The organism is Vibrio coralliilyticus ATCC BAA-450 (assembly GCF_000176135.1).
GTDB lineage: Bacteria > Pseudomonadota > Gammaproteobacteria > Enterobacterales > Vibrionaceae > Vibrio > Vibrio coralliilyticus.
Genome location: NZ_ACZN01000013.1, coordinates 231,693 through 256,710 on the forward strand (window position 1 = coordinate 231,693; position 25,018 = coordinate 256,710).

A 25,018-nucleotide genomic window follows, 5' to 3' on the forward strand; every position below is an offset into this window, starting at 1 on the left:
TCCCCCGTCTTTTTTCAGCCAGAGTCCATTATGTCTGCCTATATTGCACCGAGCCAAATTGCACAACGACAACTCGCCTACTTTAAAGGTAAACATGTTCTTGTCGCTGGGGAGTCAGAAGACCTGTTCCCAGTAGAGCTCAGCAAACACTGTGAATCTGTCACCGTGTTTACCACCAACTATGGTTACTACCGTCAATTAGAGTCTACCCCCCAAGTAACAACTGTGTTTGGCGCTGAGTTTACTGACCAGACTCAAGCCGACATGATCCTACTGTACTGGCCAAAAGCAAAAGCCGAAGCCGAGTTTTTGCTGGCTATGTTGTTGGCTAAACTAGGCCCAGAGACTGAAGTTGTCGTTGTCGGTGAAAATCGCTCAGGTGTAAAAAGCATTGAAAAGATGTTTAAACCCTACGGGCCAATCAATAAGTTCGACTCCGCAAGACGTTGTTCTTTTTACTGGGGGCAATGTCTTGAGCAACCTGCTGAGTTTAATCTTAATGATTGGTTTAAGCAGTATCGGGTCAGCTACCAAGGGCATGAACTGACGATCAAAAGCTTACCTGGGGTATTCAGTCACGGCCAGTTCGATATCGGCAGTCAACTGCTGTTAGATACTTTGCCAGCGCTGTCAGGGAAAGTATTGGATTTTGGCTGTGGTGCCGGAGTGATTGGCTCTGTCATGGCGACGCTCAATGCTGAGATTAAACTCGAAATGTGCGACATCAGCGCACTGGCGGTCGAATCCAGCAAAGCAACATTAGAAGCCAACGGTCTAAAAGGACGAGTATTTGCTTCAGACATTTATTCTGATACCAGCCAAGACTATCAATTTATTATTAGTAACCCTCCTTTTCATGCGGGTTTAGATACCAGCTACAGTGCGACCGAAACTTTATTAGCCGAAGCACCAAAACACCAACGCTCGGGTGGTCAGCTACTTATCGTTGCCAATAGCTTTCTCAAGTATCCACCTATCATTCAGCAAGCATTTGGTAATTGTGAGACGCTAAATAAGACCAATAAGTTCACAATCTATTACGCAAAAAAATAGACATTTAGCCCGATATAACGCTTTATATCGGGCTCACCTTCTCTCCATTCGCAAAAATTGCGCATTCATCCACGCTTTAACTCAGACTTACTTGTCAAAGTAAAAAAACTCGTTAATTTTGTCATTCTAGGATAGTTACGTTTTTTACTGGGCATTTTATTGCCTGCCTTCATTACGGAAAGTCTAGTTAGCTCATGTTTAAGTTGTACCGAAAACAAAGATTTAAGCGCCTGCAACATACTTTAATGCTGGCATTTCTTGTATTGAGTATTACACCGCTCACGATCATCGCGATTTTTTTCCTCCAATCTCATACCAAAGATTTGCAGGAGCAAAGTACTTCGCACTTAATCTCCGTACGAGACAGTAAGCAGCAACAAGTCACTGACTACATGTATGCCAAAGAATCGGAAGTCATGGGCTTTGTCCGCTCTGAACTGGCTTATGCCAGTGGCGGGCGTTTCTACGGCTTGGTCAATGCATTTCGCAGCTTAGGACTGGATATGGCTCAGGCACGCGAGTACGCTCAGCGGCGTTACATTCCTGGCTCAGGCGATCAGATCAAAACCTCAATACTTCCTCAGTCCAATGTTTATACCGGCACTGAGCGCTATCGACTGCTGCATAAGCGCTATCACAGAGCCTATCTGGAACTGCTCAAACGCTCAGACTTTGACGACGCTTTGCTGGTTGATTTAGAAGGTAACGTCACCTACTCCATCTTTAAACACGACAACTACGGCACCAATCTGCTTACTGGCCGCTTTCGTGATACCAATCTAGGCAGAACCTTCCACAAGCTGAAAACTCAGGTTACTGAAAAGCGTAAATCCAATGAAGATTACACACCGGTGATCATCTCAGACTTTGAGATGGACAGAGGTAAACCTGTCGCGTGGCTCGGCGCTCCCATCGTTCAGCAAGGTTATCTCCACAGCTACGCCATGTTCCGTTTACCAAACAATGGCATCACTAAGCTAATAGCTGATACCAACAACGCTTCAGCAATGAAAACTTTACTGGTAGGTGCTGACCATAAATCAAGAACCATGGCGTATGAGCAAAAAGACATCGATAAGAGCCGCGAAGTTGTTGATTTAGCATTGGAAGGAAAAACCGATGTTGGAACATACACAAACACGCTAGGAGAGGCGACCATCGCGGCTTACAGTCCGATTTCGTTTAAAGGTGTCGACTGGGCCATTGTGGTAGAAGTGCCAGAAAAAGAAGCTTTTGCACGCGTCCACCAACTCGAAACTCTTTTCGTATTTGCCATGCTATGTGCAATTGTACTGGTGGTTGCAGCGTCCCATTACTTGTCTAATTTTATTACCGCGCCTTTGTTGAAGCTGACGTGGGCGGCAGAAAAAGTCTCGGCTGGCGATCTCGATACAGACATCATCAATACAGAGCGAAAAGATGAGATAGGCCGACTGGCCATCAGCTTTGAGCGCATGCAACGCTCCATTCGCGACAAAATACTGCTCATAAAACAGCAAAATGAAGAGCTGGAGAGCAACCTAAAGCTGATCCAAAAGCAAAATGACGAGCTGCAATTGGCGAACAAACTCAAAGATGAGTTCCTCGCCACCACCTCTCATGAATTGCGAACTCCACTCCATGGCATGGTAGGTATCGCAGAAGCGCTGATCTCCGGCGCTAATGGGCCAATTACCGCGGATCACAAGTACCAGCTCGACATCATCATTAGTAGCGGCCAGCGCTTGGCCACATTGGTTGATGACCTGCTTGATTACCACAAAATGCGTTACGGTAATCTCGATATTGAAACCCGAGCTGTGGATATCTCCGGAGCAACGCGCTTGGTGCTCGAACTGTCGACTCACTTAGTGGGCAACAAACCCATTCGCATCATTAATCAGGTTCCTAACGATCCGCTATGGGTATGCGCCGACCCTCAACGCTTAGAGCAAGTTCTATACAATCTCGTTGGTAACGCCATCAAATACACCAGTGAAGGTAAAATCGTCATTTCCGCCACTCAGGTCGACGACAACATCCGCGTTCAAGTAGTAGATACTGGTCAGGGGATCCCTGCTGAGCAACTTGAGCACATTTTTGAACCCCTGATTCAGGCTGGCAGTGATAGTAGCCGTTATCGCCAAGGGGCCGGCCTTGGTCTATCTATCAGCCGTCAGTTGATTGATTTGATGCAAGGCACGCTCTACGTAAGCAGCCAACCTATGGTTGGTACGACCTTTAGTTTCACTTTGCCAATCGCCTCAACCGAGCAAATAGGCCTCGCAAGCCATATCGAAGGCGCGCATTTCATTGCTCCAGAAAACAATGACCTAGAAATAATCGAAGGCTCAAATTTACCGGAAAATCCTGACGGGCCATTGCTGTTAGTGGTCGATGATGAACCGGTCAATCTGCGTGTCTTAGACAGCTTCCTTCGCCTCGAAGGCTACCGAGTACGCACCGCTAAAAATGGCGAAGAAGCCGTTGAATCCGTTGTTCATGAAAAACCAGAACTGATGCTACTCGATATCATGATGCCGGGAATGAGCGGCTATCAGGTGTGTGAAGTGTTGCGTAAAGACTATGATCATGCTCAGCTCCCCGTCATCATGCTCACAGCATTGAATCAGCCCGATGACAGAGTTCGAGGTTTCGAAGCCGGAGCCAATGACTACTTATCAAAACCTTTTAACAAACAAGAGCTCGCCGCACGGATTACAGCACATTTGACCGCGAGCAAAGCTGAACAGCGTCGGATTGAAAACCAGCAACTACAAACTGAGCTTAAGCAGCGCGCCATGGTTGAAGCTAGTTTACTGGAAACTCAGGGGCGTTTATTGGAACAATTGGAATCCGCACCAGAAGCGATTATCTGCGTACGTGACGACAATAAAATCCGCTTCACCAATGATGCTGCGTCTCGCCTATTTAAACGCACCACAGAACAATTACGCCGTTCCAATGCAGATGAGTTGATTGCACCAAAATTCCTTAACGTAGAGCAACCGCACTACTGTGGCGTCATTGATGTTTATGTCGAAGATGTCCGCCAGCACTTGTCCGCAGACATTCTCAAACTTCCAGAAGGCTCTGGACTCAAATCCATGTACATCTTTAACGTGGGGGGCAGTGTCAATGCCGCGCGGATCAATAACCTAGAAACCGCGGTTGAAGCCCTTTCCAGCTACGCGTTTGAAGGGGATAAGGCCAAACTGCAAGAGTTAAAAGAGTTAGGTGGAGAGTTTACGCGGTTAGCTGATCGAGCCACCACTGATAACAAGTCCAAGCAAGAAGTCATGCGTGAAGTTTTAGTTGATGCAATGACAAGTGCGCTAACTTATTGGGAAAGCGTTACTGGTCAAAGCAAGTTTGCTTTCGCAGAGCAAAGCGGGTTATGGCGTGTGTACCTCGACCGTAGCACCTTACAGACTCGGACTCTGGACAAATACCTGCGAGTCGAAACGTTACCAAAAACACCGCGCTGGCGAACGGTACTGAGTTCTCTTGAGTACATCCTTGAACACTGTAAAGAGATGAGCCCTGAGCGTACTCATATTGAGAGCCTTCGCGATAAGCTGCAACACCTCCTAACCAGCTAAGTAGCCCCCATATTCCATATAAACCCGCTTTAAGCGGGTTTTATTTTGTCTCTCGCTACCTTTCTATAAATGGCTCTGTCTCATCAATAGCCCGATGCACTTTTTAGCCTTATAAAGTTTTTACACAATAGAAAACAACCTGATTTAGGCTCCGCTAAGACACTCTAATTACATCGGGAGAGCCACTTAAAAACCGTCTATTTAGCGCTATCTAGAAGAAAAGAACTCAGTTTGCGAACACAATCACAACAAGACGGCAGAATTAATTTTCCGCAAGAAAATAACCTTGATAAAGACTAGTGATAATGATCTCATATAGCTAGAAGCTTCTACATACCACTAACATAACTGAGCAGCAATGTAAGTAAACACTAACAAACAATAAGTCATAGCTATGGTAGTGCGAGTGAGTTCAAATTTAGGAATAGCTCGATTGTTGATTAAAAAAGGGGCTAATTAACGTTATTGACGTCAATAAGGTACTTTTTAACGTTTTTGACGAGATAGGCAATTGCCAAATTTAACGTAAAGGTGTTTTCTTAACTTGCCTAAGGCCTACAGGCCACTCAATTTTCCTGCTCCTCCGGCATGGTGAAATAATACTTGAGGTAGGTTTTAGGGAGTGTCCATCAGTTGATGGCATTCAATTCCATAAGTGAAATGAAAGCAAATAGTAAGGAACAGCTATGCTTGCCAACATTAAAAGAACAACACTAGCAACAGCAATTATTGCTGCAGCGACAACAGGATTTACTTCTGTCGCTACCGCCGCTGAACGCAGTGAACTAACAGTACACCCTAAAGAATTCACCACTTTTGTACGTAACTTTAACCCGTATTTAGGTGCCACTAACCTTCACACAACAACAGACTTCTTATACGAACCTCTTGTTGTGTTTAACGAAATGCATGGTAATACTCCTGTATTCCGTTTGGCTGAAAGCTTCAAAATGTCTGATGACCTAATGAGCGTTACTTTCGATATTCGTAAAGGCGTGAAATGGTCAGATGGCGAAACCTTTGATGCAAACGACGTTGTTTACTCTTTTAACCTAGTAAAAGAGAAGCCAGAACTGGACCAAAGTGGTATCAACTCTTGGGTGGCTGGTGTTGAAAAACTAAATGACTACCAAGTCAAATTCCGCCTAACGGAAGCGAACTCTAACGTTCCTTACGAGATTGCTAAGGTGCCAGTTGTTCCTGAGCATATTTGGAAGGATGTTAAAAACCCAGCGACCTTCACTAACGAAAACCCTGTAGGTTCCGGCCCGTTCACTGAAATCGATACCTTTACAGCGCAACTGTACATTCAGTGTCGTAACCCGAACTACTGGGATGCAGACAACTTAGAAGTAGATTGTCTTCGTGTGCCTCAAATCGCGAACAACGATCAGTTCCTAGGTAAAGTGGTTAACGGCGAAATGGATTGGACGTCATCTTTCATTCCAGATATCGACCGTACGTATGCAGCTTCAAGTCCTAGCCACCAATACTGGTATCCACCAGCGGGTACTCAGGCCTTCGTCATCAACTTCAAGAACCCAGATGCAGCTAAGCATGAAGCGTTGAACAATGTTGATTTCCGTCGCGCGTTCTCTATGGCACTGGATCGTCAAACCATCATTGATATTGCTTACTACGGTGGCGGTACAGTGAACGACTTTGCTTCAGGTCTTGGCTACGCATTTGAAGCTTGGTCTGACGAAGATGTTCACAACAAATACAAAGCGTACAACACCTACAATGTTGAAGGTGCAAAAGAGCTGCTAAACAAAGCGGGCTTCAAAGATGTCAATAAAGATGGCTTTGTAGACACGCCATCAGGTAAATCATTTGAGCTTCTGATTCAATCACCAAACGGTTGGACAGACTTCAACAATACTGTTCAGCTAGCGGTAGAACAGCTCGCTGAAGTCGGCATCAAAGCCAAAGCTCGTACACCAGATTTCTCTGTGTATAACCAAGCAATGCTGGAAGGTAGCTACGATGTCTCGTACACCAACTACTTCCACGGCGCGGATCCATACACTTACTGGAACAGTGCTTACAACTCAGCATTGCAATCTGGTGATGGCATGCCTCGCTTTGCCATGCACTTCTACAAAAATGACCAGCTAGATGGCCTACTGAACAGCTTCTACAAAACAGCTGATAAAAACGAGCAGCTAGAAATTGCTCACGGCATCCAGCAAATCATTGCCGCAGATCAAGTGACTGTACCTGTGATGTCTGGTGCTTACATGTATCAATACAACACAACTCGCTTCACTGGTTGGTGGAATGAAGAAAATCCGAAGGGCCGTCCAAACATTTGGGCTGGTATCCCTGAGCGTCTACTTCACGTTCTGGACCTAAAACCAGTTAAGTAAGCGTTCTATCTATGCGGCGTACATTCCGTACGCCGCTTTATCCCCAAAAGCTTTGACCTATTAAAGTGTGGCGCCAGTCGTCAGGGGATTGTTCGCTCTCAATTTTGACTTTCGCTAGGAGCGACCTGAAACCAGAAACAGGGAAAATCTGGGTGAGTAAGGTGTAAGTTATGGGTTATTTTTTAAGACGTTTGTCATTTTACTTTGTCGCACTTTTAGTTGCCGCGACACTTAATTTTATTATTCCGCGTGCAATGCCGGGTGATCCGGTCACCATGATGTTTGCTAACGCATCTGTCCAGGTGACGCCTGAGCGCATTGCCGCCATGAAAGAACTACTGGGCTTTGTCGATGGTGGACTCTTTGTCCAGTACATCGCCTACATGAAGAATATACTCAGTTGGGAACTGGGCACCTCAATCCAGTTTTACCCACTCGCTGTTAATGACTTGCTAGGCAGTGCCTTTGGTTGGTCACTGTTCCTTGCGGGTACAGCGGTCATCCTATCTTTCTCGATCGGCTCTATTCTGGGTATCTACGCAGCTTGGAAGCGCGGTAGCAAATACGACGCATTCATCACACCGGGCATGCTCATCATCCAAGCCGTGCCGCAAGTCGTCATTGCCATGATTGCGATGTTTATTTTCGCGATTGGCTTGAAGTGGTTCCCGACTGGCTACGCTTATACAGCAGGCACATCTCCAGATTGGACGAGCTGGGCATTCATTAAAGATGTGGCTTATCACGCCGTCCTACCTCTTTTCTGTGCGTCTGTAGTTCAAATCGGCGGTTTCCTTGTCAACATGCGTAACAACATGATCAACCTACTCGCAGAAGACTACATCACAATGGCTAAGGGCAAGGGCTTGAGTGAAAACCGTGTGGTCTTCAATTACGCAGCACGAAATGCCTTGCTACCTAGTGTAACCGCCTTATCCATGGCGCTAGGTATGGCGATTGGTGGTCAGTTGATCATCGAAATCATCTTCAACTATCCAGGTTTAGGCTCAGTACTTTTCAATGCAATTAAAGCTCGTGACTATCAAGTTCTTCAGGGCCAGCTACTGATCATGACGCTGTTCATGCTGTTCTTTAACTTATTGGCTGACATGCTTTATGTCGTGCTTGACCCTCGCCTACGTAAGGGAGGCAAATAATCATGAAGGGATTCATCAAACTCATCATAGGTAACCCAATCGCTTTGATTGGTAGCATCATCATCGGCATCTTCTTGTTTATTGCGCTTGCAGCACCTCTGCTCACTAAACACGCACCGGACAAGCGTACAGGTAACCCACACGAGTACCCAGCGTTCATCGTGAAATCAGCACAAGCCAACCCAGACGGTTGGGTGGCAGAAAACCTAGCGACAGACCGCCGAACGCTGTTGATGTCGAAAAAAGCCGATCACACACTTGGCACCACCCGTATGGGACGCGATGTCTGGTCACAATTTGTCCACGGTGCTCGAGTATCACTTGCCGTAGGTTTTGGTGCTGGTATTACCGTGTGTTTCCTTGCGACTGTGATCGGCATTTCCGCAGGTTACTTCGGTGGTCGGGTCGATGACTTTTTAACTGCAGCTATGAATATCATGCTGGTCATCCCACAGTACCCTTTACTATTCGTACTAGCCGCTTTCATTGGTGAAGCTGGGCCATTAACCATCGCGCTGATCATTGGCCTGACTGCATGGGCTTGGGGCGCTCGGGTAATTCGTTCACAAACTCTAGCTCTACGTGAGAAAGAGTTCGTTAAAGCCGCAGAAGTACTCGGAGAATCGTCTTGGCGCATCATCTTTGTCGAGATCCTACCTAACCTAATCCCAATTGTGGGCGCAAGTTTCATTGGTTCAGTGATGTACGCCATCATGATGGAAGCAACGATTTCCTTCCTTGGATTAGGTGACCCTAACACCGTCAGCTGGGGCATCATGCTCTATAACGTTCAGACCTCCTCCTCAATGCTAATTGGCGCGTGGTGGGAACTGTTTGCACCATGTGCGGCCCTTATCCTACTCGTTACTGGATTGGCATTACTTAACTTCGCTGTAGACGAAATTGCTAACCCGCAGCTGCGCTCGCACAAAGGGATGAAGCGTTGGAAAAAGCTAGCCCAGCAAGACAAAAAAGAACGTGAGCCAGAACTGGCACCACAAAATGCACTTTGGAGCGGAGATAAATAATCATGACAGCACCACTCATTTCTATCCGTAACTTATGTGTTGATTACATCACAGCAGCAGGCGACGTTCGCGCCTGTAACAATGTCAGCTTTGATATCGCTCCCGGTGAAGTCTTTGGCTTGGCGGGAGAATCTGGCTGCGGAAAATCAACGGTCGCGTTCTCGTTAATGCGACTGCACAAGCCGCCAGCATTTATTACCGGTGGAGAAGTCATCTTCAATGGCGAGAACATCCTCAATTACAGCGATGAAAGAATGCAAGCCTTTCGCTGGAGTGAGATGTCAATGGTGTTTCAGAGTGCGATGAATGCGCTGAACCCAGTGTTGCCAATGGAAGAGCAATTTTGCGACGTGATTATGCGTCATACCAACATAACGCGTGAGCAAGCACGTAAACGCGCAGAAGGGTTACTGGAGATAGTAGACATTCATCCAAGCCGTTTGACTGACTACCCTCACCAGTTTTCCGGTGGTATGCGCCAGCGCTTGGTCATCGCCATTGCCCTCGCACTGAACCCTAAAATGATCATTATGGACGAGCCAACCACTGCTTTGGATGTTGTGGTACAACGCGAGATTCTTCAGAAGATCTACGCTCTGAAAGAAGAATTTGGTTTCTCTATTTTGTTCATTACTCACGATCTCTCACTGATGGTCGAATTCTCAGATCGCATCGGCATTATGTACTCAGGTGAACTGATCGAAGTCGCGCCATCGAAGCAAATTTTAGAAAGCCCTTACCACCCGTACACCAAAGGGCTGGGAAGCTCTTTCCCTCCACTCACTGGTCCAAAAACGAAGTTGACTGGTATCCCTGGCAACCCACTCAACCTGCTGGAAATTCCACAAGGTTGTCGATTCCAAGCACGATGCGATCGTGTCCACGAAGCCTGTACCAAGATACCAACTCAACTGAAACAAATAGAGCCAAGTCGTTTCTCAAACTGCCACCTATATGGTGAGCCAATAGCCCAAGCCAAACTCTAGCGCTGGAAGACAAAAACATAACGATTACTGGAGACAATGATGAGCAAAGAATTTGGTGAACTACTGGTGGAAGGGAAAAATCTAGTTAAAGACTTCCCGATTAACAGTAATGCGCTGCAGCAACCCATGATGCGCGCGATAAACGACGTATCTTTTAAAATGTACAAAAGCCGTGGCCTGTCAGTGGTTGGTGAATCAGGCTCAGGCAAATCGACCACTGCCAAGATGATCGCAAAGATGTATGCCCCAACCAGCGGCACCATTGAATACAAAGGGCGTGATATCCAGACTATTGGCTCTCGCTCTGATCTGATGGCCTATCGCGAAGGCGTGCAAATGGTCTGGCAAGACCCATTTGGCTCTCTTAACCCAACCCATAATATTTTCCATCATATTGCCCGCCCATTACTGATCCATAAAAAGGTCAAACCGGGAAATAAGAAGGAATTGGAAGAGCGTGTCTACGACTTGCTGGAACAGGTGGGGCTTATTCCTCCTAAGGAAACCGCGCAAAAATTCCCGCATCAACTTTCCGGCGGCCAGCGCCAAAGGGTTAACCTAGCGCGTAATATTGCCGTGGGTGCTGAGGTCGTGCTCGCTGATGAGCCGACATCCATGTTGGATGTCTCGATTCGAGCTGGCGTTCTCAACCTGATGGAAGAGATGAAATTTGAAAAGCAGATGTCACTGCTCTACATCACTCATGACATCGCAACTGCGCGCTACATCGCTGAAGATCTTGCCGTAATGTACGTCGGTCATATGGTTGAGTGGGGAGACACAGAAGAGATCATTCACAACCCTCAACATCCATACACTCAATTACTGGTTTCCGCTGTACCGGATCCAAGCAAATCGATCCATGAGCAGCTAAAAGGCAATAAAGGTGAGATCCCTCTTTGGACACCTAATTCCTTGGGCTGCCCATTTGCTGGACGTTGTCAGCATGCAACTAACCAATGCCGTGAACAATTGCCAGAAGTCACTCAACTGTCAGATAACCACTTTGTGCGTTGTTACCTATATCAAAGCTAAAACCATATTGAAGCCAGCCTAAGAAGCTGGCTCATCAGATTCACTCGGAGATTTTAATGCTGCTACTTACTAACCACATTGGTTATGAATCCCTGGGACCAAAGCAGGCTATTCTGATGGCAGATGTACCCAACCTACCATCTTCCACTGCCCTTTTGGTGTGTGCAGATAGTCATCAGACTGTTGCGTCACTGGATGTCGAGACTGGCACTCGAGTCGCAAATTGGCACCAGGGATATTTTTTTCGCATTGATTTTTCCAACGTGAAAACACTAGGGCGCTACTACCTCAAATACAATAGTTGTCAGTCCTCTATTTTTTTGATCGATCAAGATCTGCTCTTCACCTCCACACTGTCCGACGTACTGCACTATTTTAAATCCCAACGCAGCAGCGGCATCTACGATCGTCAGGATCAAAACATACCGCTATTAAACAGCAGTCAAACTGTCGACGTCCGTGGCGGATGGTACGATGCCTCGGGTGATGTCAGCAAATATTTAAGTCACCTCTCTTATGCCAACTACTTGAACCCACAACAAATTCCAATGGTGGTGTGGAATATACTCAAAGGTCTTGAGCTATGTGAGACCAGCTCAAAGCTGGCAGCATTTACGCAGTTACGTCTCAAAGACGAAGCTTTATTCGGTACCGACTTTCTGGTCCGGATGCAGCACGAGTCGGGATTTTTCTATACCACAGTATTTGATAAGTGGTCGAAAGACCCACAGCAGCGTGAGATATGCTCTTACGCAACGCAAGACGGTCACAAATCAGACGACTTTCAGGCTGGCTTTCGTCAAGGCGGTGGTATAGCCATCGCAGCATTAGCGGCAGCAGCACGTTTGGATATCCATGGCGACTTTACCACTCAGCAATACCTTGATGCAGCTGAGTCCGGTTACCACCACCTGAAAGAACTCAATTGCCACTACCTCAATGATGGCGAAGAAAACATCATTGATGAGTATTGCGCACTGATGGCCTGCGCTGAACTGTACAAAACGACACAAAATCATCTCTATCTTGAAGAAAGCCGATACTGGGCGACACGTTTAACGCAGCGACAACAATCAGATGAACTTATCCAGAATTTCTGGTCAGCGAATAAGGACGGCTCACGCCCTTATTATCATGCAGCGGAAGCCGGCTTACCTGTCATTGCTCTGTGCCTGTATTTAGAGGTTGAAGATGATCCACAACGACGCCAATCAACAGTCGACACCATCACACATGCGTGCCAATTTGAGCTGTCTATCTCCACTAAAGTCGCCAACCCTTTTGGCTATCCGCGGCAGTATGTAAAAGGCGTCAACCAAGCAAAACAGGACGCTTTCTTCATCGCTCAGAATAATGAGAGTGGCTATTGGTGGCAGGGAGAAAATGCCCGTTTAGCGTCATTGTCCGTGATGGCGTACCTCGCTCAGCCACATCTATGCGACGCCGAGCAAAAACACAAGCTCAACAAGTTTTCCCAAAATGCTCTCAATTGGATTCTCGGCCTCAACCCGTATGACATGTGCATGTTAGATGGGCACGGACGCAACAACCCCGACTATTTACCACACCTTGGATTTTTTAATGCCAAAGGAGGAATTTGTAACGGCATAACGGCAGGGTTCGAGGATTCAGAGGATATTGCATTTAACCCAGCCGGACAAAAGGACGACATGCTACAAAACTGGCGCTGGGGCGAGCAATGGACTCCTCATAGTGCGTGGTACTTGCTTGCCATCATGACTCAGCAAGCTCATTTCAGTCGCGTAGAGGAGCAGTAACATGACTCAGTATTTTGTCGGAATTGATGGCGGAGGTACATCTTGCCGAGCACGCATCAGGGATCAACACGGTAAGCGACTTGGAGAAGGTAAAAGTGGCAGCGCCAATATTCTTTTAGGGGTCGATGTGGCACTTCAGTCGATTGTTGACGCGGTCACAATCGCTGCACAAGAAGCCGGACTCGACTCATCTCAACTAAAACACATGCATTTAGGATTAGCCTTGGCTGGTGCAGAACAAAAATCTGCTTGGCAGGAGTTTATGGCTCAAGCTCATCCTTTCGCTTCCATTGTACTCAATACCGATGCTTATGGGGCTTGCTTAGGCGCACACAATGGCGACAGTGGAGCCATCATGATTGCTGGGACAGGATCTTGTGGCATTTATTTGTCCGGCAATGAGCAGCATGTTGTAGGAGGGCGAGAGTTTCCTATTTCCGATCAAGGCGGTGGCGCCGTGATGGGACTGACACTGATTCAAAAAGTGCTCCTTGCTGAAGATGGTATTGGTGAAAAAACACCTTTATGTCAAGAAGTTATGACCCACTTCTCCAACGATGTCGACCAAATTGTTAGTTGGTCGAAAAACGCCTTACCCCGTGACTATGGCCAGTTTTCGCCAATGATTTTTCGCCATGCGGCCCAAGCCGATGCATTAGCTATCTCGTTGCTTCAGCAAACTGCAGCCGACATTGAAATGTTCATTCTCGCCTTACATAAAAAAGGCGCCAACCGAATTTGCCTAATGGGCAGCATAGCAGAGCGTATGCATGACTGGCTTTCGCCTCCCGTTCAACAATGGATTGTTGAACCCCAATTCGATGCCATTGAAGGGGCATTAATGTTTGCTGGCAAACCAGAGCATAACCTGTATTAAAGGGGATACCATGAGTTATCGTATTGACCTCACCGTTCTGTCAGAGCATAAGCAATACTGTCGATTTGGTCTGACGCTGCACAATCTGTCGGATCAAGCACTAAACAGTTGGCATTTGCAGTTCATCATTGACCGCTACATCCTTCCTGATAGCTTTAGTCATGGTTCGATCAAACAAACAGGCAGCTTTTGCGTTGTTACTCCGGATAGCCACACACTCGACGCAAATCAGCATTATTACTGCGAATTTAGCATCAATACAGCGCCATTGCGCTTTTACACTGACGGCCTCAAAGATGCTTTGATTGTCAGTGACAATGGTGCCAGTGAGTTAGCTGTGACGTTGACGCCTATTGCTCTCGCCTCCCCCTATCAAGAGCGCACCCAACTTGACCCGACACCTGCTGCAGAGCACTCACTGATCCCAGCACCCAACCAGATCAGTTATCAGGGTGGAACCTTTCATTTATCGACTACCAGCCAGATTACTCTACAAACTGCGCAAGCCGAAAAAGCCGCGACTTGGCTGGAGGAAGAGCTGACCAATCTATTCGGCTATCAGGCCAAGGCCATTGGTCAAAGCGAAATCCTGTTTCGCAATAATCCAACGCTGGATGAAAGTCAGTATCAGCTTATCGTATCCGCTACAGGTGTCAGGATTGAATCGGCATCAGCAGCAGGTTTCGTACATGCCAGTGCCACGTTAATGCAACTCATAACACAAGATAATGACCAATTATCAGTGCCTTATGTCAAAGTAGTGGATAAGCCTCGCTTTAAATACCGAGGCATGATGCTCGACTGTGCTCGCCATTTCCATTCAATCGACGATATCAAACGGCTAATTAACCAGCTCGCCCACTACAAGTTCAATACTTTTCACTGGCATTTAACCGACGATGAAGGCTGGAGACTGGAGATCAACGCCTTTCCTCAACTCACACAAGTGGGGGCATTTCGGGGAAGAGAGTCGGCACTCAAGCCGCAGTTTAGTCATCTTTCGCCAGTATATGGCGGGTATTACTCTCAGCATCAGGTAAGAGAAGTGATTGCTTATGCTCAAGAGCGAGGCGTTACCGTGATTCCTGAAATTGATATTCCGGGTCACTGCCGAGCAGCGATTAAAGCCCTTCCTGAATTGCTTCTCGACCCGAGCGACAAATCGGAATACCGTAGTATTCAACATTACACCGACAATGTTCTCTCTCCTGCAATACCGGGGACTTATGAGTTTCTCGATAAAGTGCTTGAGGAGGTCGCCAGTCTATTTCCAGCCCCTTGGGTGCATATCGGTGCTGATGAAGTGCCTGATGGCGTTTGGCTTCAGAGCGCGAATTGCCAAGCATTGATGGAATCTGAAGGTTACCAGAATACCAAAGAACTTCAGGGGCACCTGCTGCGATATGCCGAGCAGAAATTACGCTCTTTGGGCAAGCGCATGGTCGGCTGGGAAGAAGCTCAGCACGGAGATAAAGTCAGCAAAGATACCGTGATTTATTCTTGGTTGAGTGAAGAAGCAGCCCTCAAGTGCGCCAAACAAGGTTTCGATGTTGTCCTACAACCGGCCCAATCCACCTATCTGGATATGGCTCAGGATTATTCCCCGGAAGAACCTGGCGTCGACTGGGCGAATGTCATCCCTCTCGAAAGCGCGTATCGCTATGAACCTCTGGCTGATATTCCAGAAGAAGACCCAATCCGTAAACGTATTCTTGGTATTCAGTGCGCTCTATGGTGCGAACTTGTCTCCCACCAGCAAAGGCTGGACTACATGGTGTTCCCTCGCCTGACAGCAATAGCAGAAGCTTGCTGGACAATGAAACAACATCGCGACTGGCACGACTATCAAGCAAGGCTGAAAGGCCACTTATCTTTACTCGATAAACAAGGCATCAATTATCGCAACCCTTGGAAATAACTTTTGCTGACGGCCATAGCCCTTAGCAGTTTTCTCTAGCAAATACATTAGGCCGCTGTCTCAGTGGCTGTAGGAAAAGGAATAAAACATGAAATACGGCTATTTCGATAACGAGAATCGTGAATACGTCATCACTCGCCCTGACGTACCTGCGCCATGGACAAACTACCTAGGCACTGAGAAGTTCTGTACGGTTATCTCGCACAATGCGGGGGGCTATTCGTTCTACAACTCGCCAGAATACAACCGTGTTACTAAATTCCGCCCGAATGCGACCTTCGATCGCCCAGGACATTACGTTTATCTGCGTGATGATGAAACAGGGGATTACTGGTCAATCTCTTGGCAACCAGTGGCCAAAAGCCTAGATGAAGCAAACTACGAAGTCCGTCATGGCTTGTCATACTCTAAGTTCAAGTGTGAATACAGCGGCATTACCGCGACGAAAACACTCTTCGTCCCTAAAGGCGAAGACGCAGAAATTTGGGATGTGGTGATCAAGAACACCTCTGACAAACCACGTACCATCAGCGCGTTCTCTTTTGTTGAATTCTCATTCAGCCATATCCAATCTGATAACCAAAACCATCAGATGTCTCTGTACTCCGCAGGTACGACTTACAATGAAGGCGTAATTGAATACGACCTGTACTACAACACCAACGACTTCGAAGGTTTCTACTACCTTACTTCGACGTTTTCTCCAGATTCTTACGATGGTCAGCGTGACAGCTTCCTAGGTCTTTACCGCGACGAAGCTAACCCAATCGCCGTGGAAAAAGGCCAATGCTCCAACACGGCTCAGACTTGTTATAACCACTGTGGCTCTCTGCACAAGCAATTCTCCATCCAACCGGGTGAAGAAGTTCGCTTTGCCTACATTCTAGGTATCGGCAAAGGCAATGGTGAGCGCCTACGTGCTAAATACCAAGACCTAGCAGAAGTCGATAACGCCTTCGCTGGTATCAAAGCCCACTGGGATGAGCGTTGTGGCAAGTTCCAAGTGAAATCGCCAAATGAAGGTCTGGATACCATGATTAATGCATGGACACTATACCAAGCTGAAACCTGTGTCGTGTGGTCTCGTTTTGCATCCTTTATCGAAGTGGGGGGGCGTACGGGCCTTGGTTACCGCGATACCGCACAGGACGCGATTTCAGTCCCTCATGCCAACCCAGCAATGACACGCAAGCGTATCGTTGATCTACTGCGCGGACAGGTGAAAGCGGGTTATGGTCTGCACCTATTCGATCCAGACTGGTTCGATCCGGAGAAAGCAGACGTGAAACCGTCTAAGTCACCAACGGTTGTTCCTACCCCTTCCGACGAAGACAAAATCCACGGCATTGAAGACACGTGTTCTGATGACCACCTATGGTTAGTGCCAACCATCTGTAAATACGTGATGGAAACCGGTGAACACAGCTTCTTTGATGAAATGATCCCTTACGCAGATGGTGGCGATGCCAGCGTGTATGACCACATGAAAGCAGCCTTAGACTTCTCTGCTGAGTACGTGGGTCAAACCGGCATCTGTAAAGGCTTACGCGCAGACTGGAACGACTGTTTAAACCTAGGCGGTGGCGAATCTTCAATGGTGTCGTTCCTCCATTTCTGGGCTTTACAAGAGTTCATCGACCTAGCCAAGTACCTAGGTAAAGACGCTGATGTTGAGAAATACTCCGAGATGGCAGCAAATGTCCGCGAAGCGTGTGAAGCACACCTTTGGGATGATGAAGGCGGTTGGTATATCCGAGGTCTCACCAAGAGCGGTGACAAAATCGGTACAGCACAACAAGCCGAAGGTCGTGTGCACCTAGAGTCAAACACCTTAGCCGTACTCTCTGGCGCGGTATCTCAAGAACGCGGCGAGAAAGCAATGGATGCCGTAGATGAGAACCTATTCTCTGAATACGGCTTACACCTCAACTCACCGTCTTTCGCCACACCTAACGATGACATCGGCTTCGTAACTCGAGTTTATCAAGGCGTGAAAGAAAACGGCGCTATCTTCTCACATCCAAACCCATGGGCTTGGGTTGCAGAAGCAAAATTGGGGCGTGGTGACCGTGCAATGAAATTCTACGATGCACTCAACCCATACAACCAAAACGACATCATCGAAAAACGGATTGCAGAACCTTACTCTTACGTGCAGTTCATTATGGGTCGTGACCACCAAGATCACGGGCGTGCGAATCACCCATGGCTAACTGGCACATCGGGTTGGGCTTACTTCGCAGTAACCAACTTTATTCTTGGCGTACGTACAGGTTTTGACGGACTGACGATTGATCCTTGTATCCCAACCAACTGGCCGGGTTTCGAAGTGACCCGTCAGTGGCTAGAGGCGACGTACAACATCAAAGTGGAGAATCCAGATTCAGTGAGCAAAGGGGTCAAATCGATCCTAGTCAATGGAGAAAAAGTGTCTGGCGCCACGATACCCGTACAGCCAAAAGGTAGCGTAAACGACGTCGTCGTTGTGCTTGGTTAACTACCCAATGAGCCTCTCACAGAGGCTCTTTTGTTGAATAAAGGATTAAAGCAATGATTAAGTTTGGTACTGGCGGCTGGCGCGCATTTATCGGTGAAGAGTTTACCAAAGACAATGTTCGCTTGGTTGCTCAAGCGCTGGCAAACATCATCAACAATGAGAAAGTCGCCGACAAAGGATTCATTATTGGTTACGACCGTCGTTTTTTATCCGACAAAGCGGGTCGCTGGTTCGCCGAGGTGCTTGCCGCTAACAATATACCCGTCAGTTTCATCGACAAATTTGTACCGACTCCAATTGTGATGTTTAAAGCCAAAGCAATGGGCTGTGCCTACTCGGCATGCATTACTGCGTCCCACAACCCAGCAGATTACAACGGCATTAAAGTCTTTATTGAAGGGGGCCGTGATGCGGATGAGATAATCACTGAAAAGATCGAAGCTCAAATTGCAGCTTTAACTGGCGATAAAGTGCAAAGCGTAGAGTTTGATCAGGCGGTTGAAGATAAACTGATTACGATCATTAACCCAATGAACGAATTCGTCGACTCGATCATCGACTTTATCGACATAGAAGCGATCAAAAAAGCCAATTTACGTGTATTGATTGATCCTATGTTTGGGGTGGCTAAAAACGCGCTGCAAACAGTATTAATCAATGGCCGCTGTGACGTTGATGTGATTAACGATGGCAAAAATCCTGACTTTGGTGGCTTGATGCCGTCTCCCAGCGCTGCCACTTTATATCGTCTAAAACATCTTGTTGCAGAGCAAGGTTACGATATTGGTATTGGTACTGATGGTGACGCTGATCGTCTCGGTATCATCGACGAAAAAGGCCACTTTATTCACCCTAATGAAGTGCTGATCCTGCTTTACTACTATTTGCTTGAGTACAAAGGCTGGTCTGGCTCCGTAGTTCGTAACATTGCGACCACTCATATCCTCGACAAAATAGCAGCAGACCACGGTGAGAAGAGCTTTGAAGTACCCGTCGGTTTTAAGCACATCAGCTCGCAAATGGAAGCCGATGATTCGTTGATCGGTGGTGAAAGCTCGGGCGGTTTGACCATTCGCGGCCATATCAAAGGTAAAGATGGCGTGTTTGCCTCCAGTCTGCTGGTTGAGATGATTTCAGTGACAGGCAAAAAGCTTTCTGAGCTGCTTGATGAAATCTATACCAAATACGGCTACGCCTATACGGCTGAAGGAGACTGTAGCTTTAAAGCCGGACAAAAGCAGGCACTGCATCACAAGATATATGTCGAGAAGCAACTACCACAGTTTGAGTTTGAAATTGAACGCGTGAGCTACGAAGATGGCGCTAAAGTCTATTTCAAAAATGGCGGTTGGGTAATTGCCCGCTTCTCTGGTACCGAGCCTCTTCTGCGTATCTTTGCCGAGATGGCTGACAAGGAGACCGCAGAAGGCATCGTTGAGCAGTTCAAATCATTCTTACAACTGTAACTAGCCTAGAGATCAAAACACCCAGCGATTTGCTGGGTGTTTTGTTATTTAAAAAGCCAATACGCCTTGCGTTTCAACTTTGACCGAGACAGGTTGACCTATCGACAGTGGCTCCGCTGAGCTGGCCAACAATCGGCTACCACTGGCATCAATCACATAACGGCAATGGTCACCCATAAACTGTTGCTCCAAGACCGTCACACTGCTCTCCTCAGTCGCACTGATCTGAACATGCTGTGGACGCAGCAACAGCTCACATTCCGCTTGTAGCTGAATTTCTTGCTGAGCTTGTGCTTCAACCAAACCTAGCTCAGTTTCAAACTCAGACTCAGACACACGCTTCGCGATCAGGTAGCTGCCACCACCTAAAAAATCTGCGACAAACTTGCTCGAAGGCTGATAGTAAAGCTCACTCGCCGTACCGTATTGTTCAATCACACCGTGGTTCATCACCGCCATCTTATCAGCAAAGGCAAACGCCTCTTCCCGACTGTGAGTGACAAAGATCGCCGTGACGCCATGCTTCTTGAAGATCTTACGGATTTCCGCAATCAACTCGTGACGAACCTGAGTATCAATGTTAGAAAAGGGTTCGTCTAACAGCAGTAAGTCTGGCTTGTACGCCAATGAGCGAGCAATAGCAACACGCTGCTGCTGCCCACCGGACAACTGATGCGGATAACGCTCTCCAAAACCTGTCAGATGAACCAGATCAAGCATTTCCGCGACTTTGGCTTTTCTGTCACCGTTAGCCAGCGTCTTGAGACCAAACGCCACATTTTCCTCAACGGTTAAGTGTGGAAAGAGCGCGTAATCCTGAAAGATCATGCCTATATTGCGCTGCTCAGGCGGCAGCCAGTGTTTACCGTCGTCAATCGTCATACAATTCAAACTCATTGAGCCTGAACTGAGCGGTAATAAGCCCGCAATCGCTTTAAGTAAAGTGGTCTTCCCGCAACCACTCGCGCCCAGTAAGCAAACAATCTCACCGTGTTCCACCTCTAGCGACAGAGATTCCAGCACCGTTGTCTGTTCGTCGTACTTACAGGTTAAGTTATTGATTGATAATGCACAGCTCATCAGTGTGTATGCTCCAGTGAACGGTTAACCATAACTAAGGGAATCAATCCGACTAATACCAGCAGCACCGCAGGTAGGGCTGCCAATTCGAGTTGTTCGTCAGAGGCAAAGTTGTAGACATAGGTTGCCAATGTTTCAAAGTTGAACGGCCTAAGCAGCAGCGCAGCATTCAGCTCTTTCATTGATTCAATAAAAACCAACAAACCGGCAATCAAGGCACCACGGCGAATCAGCGGGAAATGTACTCGCCACAACATCTGATTGGAATTGCACCCCATAGTGCGAGAAGCCATATCCAGAGAGGGCGAAACCTTATTTAAGCTGCTTTCAATACTGCCGATTGCGACTGCAGAGAATCGGACGACCAAGGCAAAAATAAGTGCAAACATTGAGCCAGAAAAAATTAACCCCGGCCTACCCCATTGCATAAATTTAGCAATGTCATTAACCAAGTGGTCCATAAACAAAACAGGGACCATTACCCCGATCGCCAGAACAGTACCTGGTACCGCGTACCCCATCGAAGACAAGCGCATAAACGCCAGCCCCTGACGGTTAGCTGCTAAGCGATTATAAAAATTCACAATGACCGCGACAATCACACCAATGACGGCCGCCGATAGCGAAACGTAGAGGCTATTCAGCGCATACTCTCTGAATTCCGGTGTCCAGCTCTGTGCAAAATACTTATAAGCGTAGATCACCAGTTGCATCAACGGGAACAAGAATGCAATCGCGACCAGTCCCCAGCACCAGGTCAGCGCCAGCCACTTCTTCCAGCCAGTTAACTCGTAGCGAAAATCTTCTCGGCTACTGAACTGATTCTGGAATAGTTTTTGTTTGCGGCGGCTATAACGCTCTGCGCTAAGCAGGAGAATCACAAACACCAACATAATGGCGGAAATCTTAGCGGCCGCAGTCAAGCTTGAGTAACCTAGCCAGGTATCGTAAACCGCAGTAGTCAGCGTGTTGACGGCAAAATAGCTCACCGTACCAAAGTCACCAATGGTTTCCATTGCGACTAGCGAGAGGCCAACGGCGATTGAAGGGCGAACGAGTGGAAGCGAGATACGACGGAAACTTTCCCAAGGAGAACATTTCAGCAAGCGCGCTGATTGCAGCAAAGAGACATTTTGCTCCATAAATGCAGCACGACACAGTAGATAAACGTAAGGGTAAAGCACCAATGCCAGCACGATGATAGCGCCAGTCAAAGTTCTGATATCAGGGAACCAATAATCTCCGGGACCCCAACCTGTTAAATCACGCAGCAAGATTTGTACTGGTCCGGCAAAGTCGAGCCAATCAGTAAAGATGTAACCAACGATGTAGCCCGGCATGGCCAGCGGCAACACTAAGGCCCATTGTAAAATCCGCTCGCTGGGTATCCGGCACATGGCCATAATCCAAGCAGAAGGAATACCAAAAACTAGGGACAGAGCCATTGTACCTGCGGCCAAGACTACCGTGTTAAAGGTATAGGTTGGCATTACCGTCGACATCAGATGCGAGAACAGGTCATCCGTCTCGCCGATAGAGGTAAGGAATATCGCTAAGATCGGCAAAACCAGTAGCAGGGCTAACGTCCCACTACTGGTTTTCCATAAATAATTATTTTCTTTCATCGCCTAACAATCACAGGTATACATCAATCAAATGCACTTGCTAATACATCTCATATACCTTTAACACGCTTAAGGGTCTGTTATACCCTTATAAACAAACAACCTCAAGTTACCCTTGTAAAAGAGCGACTTGAGGCTGTGTATATAAAGCGTCGAACGATTACAGGTCGAACTTCACTTCATCAAGAAGCTTGATTGCTGCTGCATGGTGATCAGCAATTTCATCTAGAGAAATAGTATCAGCTTTGAAGTCGCCCCAAGACGCTACTAGATCAGAACGCTTAACGCCTTCTTTCACTGGGTACTCGTAGTTCACTTCAGCGTACATGCTTTGAGCTTTATCACCCGCTAGGAATTCCATCAGCTTAAGTGCGTTCTCTTTGTTCGGAGAGTACTTAGCCATTGCCATACCAGAGATGTTTACGTGAGTACCAGTTGTGTTCTGGTTAGGGAAGTTAATGTAAACAGCATCAGCCCACGCTTTCTGCTCTTTATCGTTAACCATCTTACCTAGGTAGTAGCTGTTACCCAGAGAAACGTCACATAGACCTTCTTTGATCGCTTTAACCTGTGCTCGGTCGTTACCTTGAGGTTTACGCGCTAGGTTAGCTTTAACACCTTCTAGCCACTCTTTAGTTTCCGCTTCACCTTTATGAGCAATCATAGAAGAGACTAGAGAAACGTTGTAAGGGTGCTTACCACTACGAGTACAGATTTTGCCTTTGAACTCAGGCTTAGCTAGATCAGCATACGTGAAATCATCACCTAGCTTACCAACACGGTCACGTGAAGAGTAAACGCTACGAGTACGAGTTGTTAGAGCAAACCACTCATTGTCAGCATCTTGGTACTGAGCTGGAATGTTCTCTTCAAGAACAGCGCTTTCTACAGACTGAACCAAACCTTGCTTAGTTAGCTCAGACAAGCGGCTGATGTCTACGGTAAGAATCACGTCAGCTGGGCTGTACTCACCTTCTTGAGCTAGTTTCTCTGCTAGGCCTTTCTTTGCGAACTTAACGTTTACTTTGATGCCTGTTTCTTTAGTGAACTCGTTGAACATAGGTTCAACTAGGAAAGGTTGACGGTAAGAGTAGACGTTCACTTCTTCAGCAGCCATCGCAGTCGGTGCTAATGTTGCACATGCTAAAGCAGAAAGAGTCAGCAGTTTTTTCATTGGTTCAGTCCTTTAACTTCGTAATGATAACGTTTATCAGTTGCGTTATTATATTCATGATAATTTAGAAAACAATGACACAAAACAAAAAAACCTGCCCAGTAGAGCAGGTTTTTGAGTATTTTATTTGTAACAGTTTATGTCTTGCTCTGACTTACTTCACAGTCACAAATTCAGGATATGCACCAACACCACAATCGTGCATGTCCATGCCTTCCAATTCTTCATCTTCAGACACTCGGATACCAATAGTTGCTTTCAGAATAGCCCATACAGCAAGACTTGCACCGAATACCCAAGCAAATATAACCGCCGCCCCCAATAGCTGAGCACCAAACGTTGCATCACCATTACTCAGTGGCACAACCATCAAGCCGAAGAAACCACACACACCGTGTACCGAAATCGCACCCACTGGATCGTCAATCTTAAGCTTATCAAGAGCAATGATGCTGAACACAACTAGCGCACCTGATACTGCACCAATAGCTACTGCATAGATAGGAGATGGAGACAATGGGTCCGCAGTAATTGCAACCAGACCAGCCAGTGCACCGTTGAGGATCATCGTCAGGTCTGCTTTACCCCACGTAGTTTTACACACAAGAAGTGCTGCAATTGCGCCAGCCGCTGCTGCTGCATTTGTGTTGAGGAAGATTTGACCTACTGCCGTTGCATTCTCAAAGTCAGAAACCATCAACTGAGAGCCACCGTTGAAACCAAACCAACCGAACCAAAGGATAAAGGTACCCAGTGTTGCAAGAGGCATGTTCGAACCCGGAATTGGGTAAATCTCACCATTTTTACCGTATTTTCCTTTACGAGCACCTAGTAGTAATACGCCTGCTAATGCAGCGGCTGCACCCGCCATATGTACAATGCCTGAGCCTGCAAAGTCACTGAAGCCCGCTTCTGACAGGAAGCCTCCACCCCAAGTCCAGTAACCTTCCATTGGGTAGATAAATGCCGTAAGTACCATTGAGAAAATAAGGAATGACCACAGTTTCATCCGCTCTGCGACTGCACCAGACACAACAGACATAGCAGTTGCAACAAACACCACCTGGAAGAAGAAGTCAGATTCTAATGAATGGTCTGCACCTTCCCCTTGTGTTCCAATCAGTGCACCAAATGAAGGTAGCCAGCCGCCTTCGCCATTGTCGACATACATGATGTTGTAACCAACCACCAAGTACATGGTACATGCGATCGCGTATAGACAAACGTTTTTGGTTAAGATCTCAGTGGTGTTCTTTGAACGAACTAAGCCCGCTTCAAGCATGGCAAAACCGGCTGCCATCCACATTACTAACGCACCTGAAATGAGGAAGAAAAAAGTGTCCAGTGCGTAACGTAATTCCGTTACTGTAGTTGTTAATTCCATTTTAATGTCT

16 protein-coding genes are annotated in these 25,018 nt (G+C 47.1%); 12 read left to right on the top strand and 4 right to left on the bottom strand.

The window, feature by feature from the left end; all coding sequences use genetic code 11:
* Positions 1-30 precede the first annotated feature (30 nt).
* The 12 genes from rsmC to VIC_RS04485 all read left to right on the top strand — a co-directional run bounded on the left by rsmC (position 31) and on the right by VIC_RS04485 (position 19,745).
* Positions 31-1,053 carry a 16S rRNA (guanine(1207)-N(2))-methyltransferase RsmC gene (gene rsmC / locus VIC_RS04430; protein WP_039951301.1) on the top strand — a complete coding sequence of 341 codons (1,023 nt, stop codon included), beginning with the start codon at positions 31-33 and terminating at the stop codon, positions 1,051-1,053.
* A gap of 194 nt (positions 1,054-1,247) precedes the next feature.
* The gene (locus VIC_RS04435; protein WP_006958090.1) at positions 1,248-4,634 is read left to right on the top strand and encodes a response regulator; all 3,387 of its coding nucleotides are present in this window, start codon (positions 1,248-1,250) and stop codon (positions 4,632-4,634) included.
* Between the two features lie 686 nt (positions 4,635-5,320).
* The gene (locus VIC_RS04440; protein ID WP_006958092.1) at positions 5,321-7,003 is read left to right on the top strand and encodes an ABC transporter substrate-binding protein; all 1,683 of its coding nucleotides are present in this window, start codon (positions 5,321-5,323) and stop codon (positions 7,001-7,003) included.
* Positions 7,004-7,173: 170 nt separating this feature from the next.
* A complete protein-coding gene (locus VIC_RS04445; protein ID WP_006958093.1) occupies positions 7,174-8,160 on the top strand; it encodes an ABC transporter permease in 987 nt (328 codons plus the stop codon).
* A gap of 2 nt (positions 8,161-8,162) precedes the next feature.
* Positions 8,163-9,188, top strand: a complete 1,026-nt coding sequence (locus VIC_RS04450; RefSeq protein WP_006958094.1) for an ABC transporter permease — start codon at positions 8,163-8,165, stop codon at positions 9,186-9,188.
* A gap of 2 nt (positions 9,189-9,190) precedes the next feature.
* Positions 9,191-10,174, top strand: a complete 984-nt coding sequence (locus VIC_RS04455) for an ABC transporter ATP-binding protein (RefSeq protein WP_006958095.1) — start codon at positions 9,191-9,193, stop codon at positions 10,172-10,174.
* 39 nt (positions 10,175-10,213) lie between these two features.
* Entirely contained in the window at positions 10,214-11,209 is a 996-nt protein-coding gene (locus VIC_RS04460; protein ID WP_019276911.1) for an ABC transporter ATP-binding protein, read from the top strand.
* Positions 11,210-11,265: 56 nt separating this feature from the next.
* Positions 11,266-12,987, top strand: a complete 1,722-nt coding sequence (locus tag VIC_RS04465; protein ID WP_006958098.1) for a glycoside hydrolase family 9 protein — start codon at positions 11,266-11,268, stop codon at positions 12,985-12,987.
* Position 12,988: 1 nt separating this feature from the next.
* Positions 12,989-13,864 carry a glucosamine kinase nucleotide-binding domain-containing protein gene (locus VIC_RS04470; protein ID WP_006958099.1) on the top strand — a complete coding sequence of 292 codons (876 nt, stop codon included), beginning with the start codon at positions 12,989-12,991 and terminating at the stop codon, positions 13,862-13,864.
* A gap of 10 nt (positions 13,865-13,874) precedes the next feature.
* The gene (locus VIC_RS04475; protein ID WP_006958100.1) at positions 13,875-15,782 is read left to right on the top strand and encodes a beta-N-acetylhexosaminidase; all 1,908 of its coding nucleotides are present in this window, start codon (positions 13,875-13,877) and stop codon (positions 15,780-15,782) included.
* An 88-nt stretch (positions 15,783-15,870) separates the two neighbouring features.
* On the top strand, positions 15,871-18,279 hold the full coding sequence (locus VIC_RS04480; protein ID WP_006958101.1) for a GH36-type glycosyl hydrolase domain-containing protein: 2,409 nt from the start codon (positions 15,871-15,873) through the stop codon (positions 18,277-18,279).
* Between the two features lie 53 nt (positions 18,280-18,332).
* Positions 18,333-19,745: a phosphoglucomutase/phosphomannomutase family protein gene (locus tag VIC_RS04485; RefSeq protein ID WP_006958102.1), complete on the top strand. Its 1,413-nt coding sequence runs from the start codon at positions 18,333-18,335 to the stop codon at positions 19,743-19,745.
* 48 nt (positions 19,746-19,793) lie between these two features.
* Here the strand turns inward: VIC_RS04485 and VIC_RS04490 are convergent, their stop codons facing one another.
* The 4 genes from VIC_RS04490 to VIC_RS04505 form a co-directional block, all read right to left on the bottom strand.
* Positions 19,794-20,825 (bottom strand): ABC transporter ATP-binding protein, encoded by a 1,032-nt coding sequence (locus tag VIC_RS04490; RefSeq protein WP_006958103.1) that lies wholly within the window; start codon positions 20,823-20,825, stop codon positions 19,794-19,796.
* Positions 20,825-22,450 carry an ABC transporter permease gene (locus tag VIC_RS04495; protein WP_006958104.1) on the bottom strand — a complete coding sequence of 542 codons (1,626 nt, stop codon included), beginning with the start codon at positions 22,448-22,450 and terminating at the stop codon, positions 20,825-20,827. Before VIC_RS04495 ends, VIC_RS04490 begins: the two co-directional genes overlap by 1 nt.
* Before the next feature lie 160 nt (positions 22,451-22,610).
* The gene (locus VIC_RS04500) at positions 22,611-23,624 is read right to left on the bottom strand and encodes a Fe(3+) ABC transporter substrate-binding protein (protein WP_006958105.1); all 1,014 of its coding nucleotides are present in this window, start codon (positions 23,622-23,624) and stop codon (positions 22,611-22,613) included.
* A gap of 154 nt (positions 23,625-23,778) precedes the next feature.
* The gene (locus tag VIC_RS04505; protein WP_039951271.1) at positions 23,779-25,008 is read right to left on the bottom strand and encodes an ammonium transporter; all 1,230 of its coding nucleotides are present in this window, start codon (positions 25,006-25,008) and stop codon (positions 23,779-23,781) included.
* Positions 25,009-25,018 lie beyond the last annotated feature (10 nt).

What these genes read in the sequence shown, in the direction of transcription:
- VIC_RS04460 (WP_019276911.1), top strand. Translation starts at nt 10,214, where the DNA reads ATGAGCAAAGAATTTGGTGAACTACTGGTGGAAGGGAAAAATCTAGTT.
- VIC_RS04505 (WP_039951271.1), bottom strand. Translation starts at nt 25,008, where the DNA reads ATGGAATTAACAACTACAGTAACGGAATTACGTTACGCACTGGACACT.
- VIC_RS04485 (WP_006958102.1), top strand. Translation starts at nt 18,333, where the DNA reads ATGATTAAGTTTGGTACTGGCGGCTGGCGCGCATTTATCGGTGAAGAG.
- VIC_RS04450 (WP_006958094.1), top strand. Translation starts at nt 8,163, where the DNA reads ATGAAGGGATTCATCAAACTCATCATAGGTAACCCAATCGCTTTGATT.
- VIC_RS04465 (WP_006958098.1), top strand. Translation starts at nt 11,266, where the DNA reads ATGCTGCTACTTACTAACCACATTGGTTATGAATCCCTGGGACCAAAG.
- VIC_RS04455 (WP_006958095.1), top strand. Translation starts at nt 9,191, where the DNA reads ATGACAGCACCACTCATTTCTATCCGTAACTTATGTGTTGATTACATC.
- VIC_RS04435 (WP_006958090.1), top strand. Translation starts at nt 1,248, where the DNA reads ATGTTTAAGTTGTACCGAAAACAAAGATTTAAGCGCCTGCAACATACT.
- VIC_RS04480 (WP_006958101.1), top strand. Translation starts at nt 15,871, where the DNA reads ATGAAATACGGCTATTTCGATAACGAGAATCGTGAATACGTCATCACT.
- VIC_RS04470 (WP_006958099.1), top strand. Translation starts at nt 12,989, where the DNA reads ATGACTCAGTATTTTGTCGGAATTGATGGCGGAGGTACATCTTGCCGA.
- VIC_RS04445 (WP_006958093.1), top strand. Translation starts at nt 7,174, where the DNA reads ATGGGTTATTTTTTAAGACGTTTGTCATTTTACTTTGTCGCACTTTTA.
- rsmC (WP_039951301.1), top strand. Translation starts at nt 31, where the DNA reads ATGTCTGCCTATATTGCACCGAGCCAAATTGCACAACGACAACTCGCC.
- VIC_RS04475 (WP_006958100.1), top strand. Translation starts at nt 13,875, where the DNA reads ATGAGTTATCGTATTGACCTCACCGTTCTGTCAGAGCATAAGCAATAC.
- VIC_RS04490 (WP_006958103.1), bottom strand. Translation starts at nt 20,825, where the DNA reads ATGAGCTGTGCATTATCAATCAATAACTTAACCTGTAAGTACGACGAA.
- VIC_RS04440 (WP_006958092.1), top strand. Translation starts at nt 5,321, where the DNA reads ATGCTTGCCAACATTAAAAGAACAACACTAGCAACAGCAATTATTGCT.
- VIC_RS04500 (WP_006958105.1), bottom strand. Translation starts at nt 23,624, where the DNA reads ATGAAAAAACTGCTGACTCTTTCTGCTTTAGCATGTGCAACATTAGCA.
- VIC_RS04495 (WP_006958104.1), bottom strand. Translation starts at nt 22,450, where the DNA reads ATGAAAGAAAATAATTATTTATGGAAAACCAGTAGTGGGACGTTAGCC.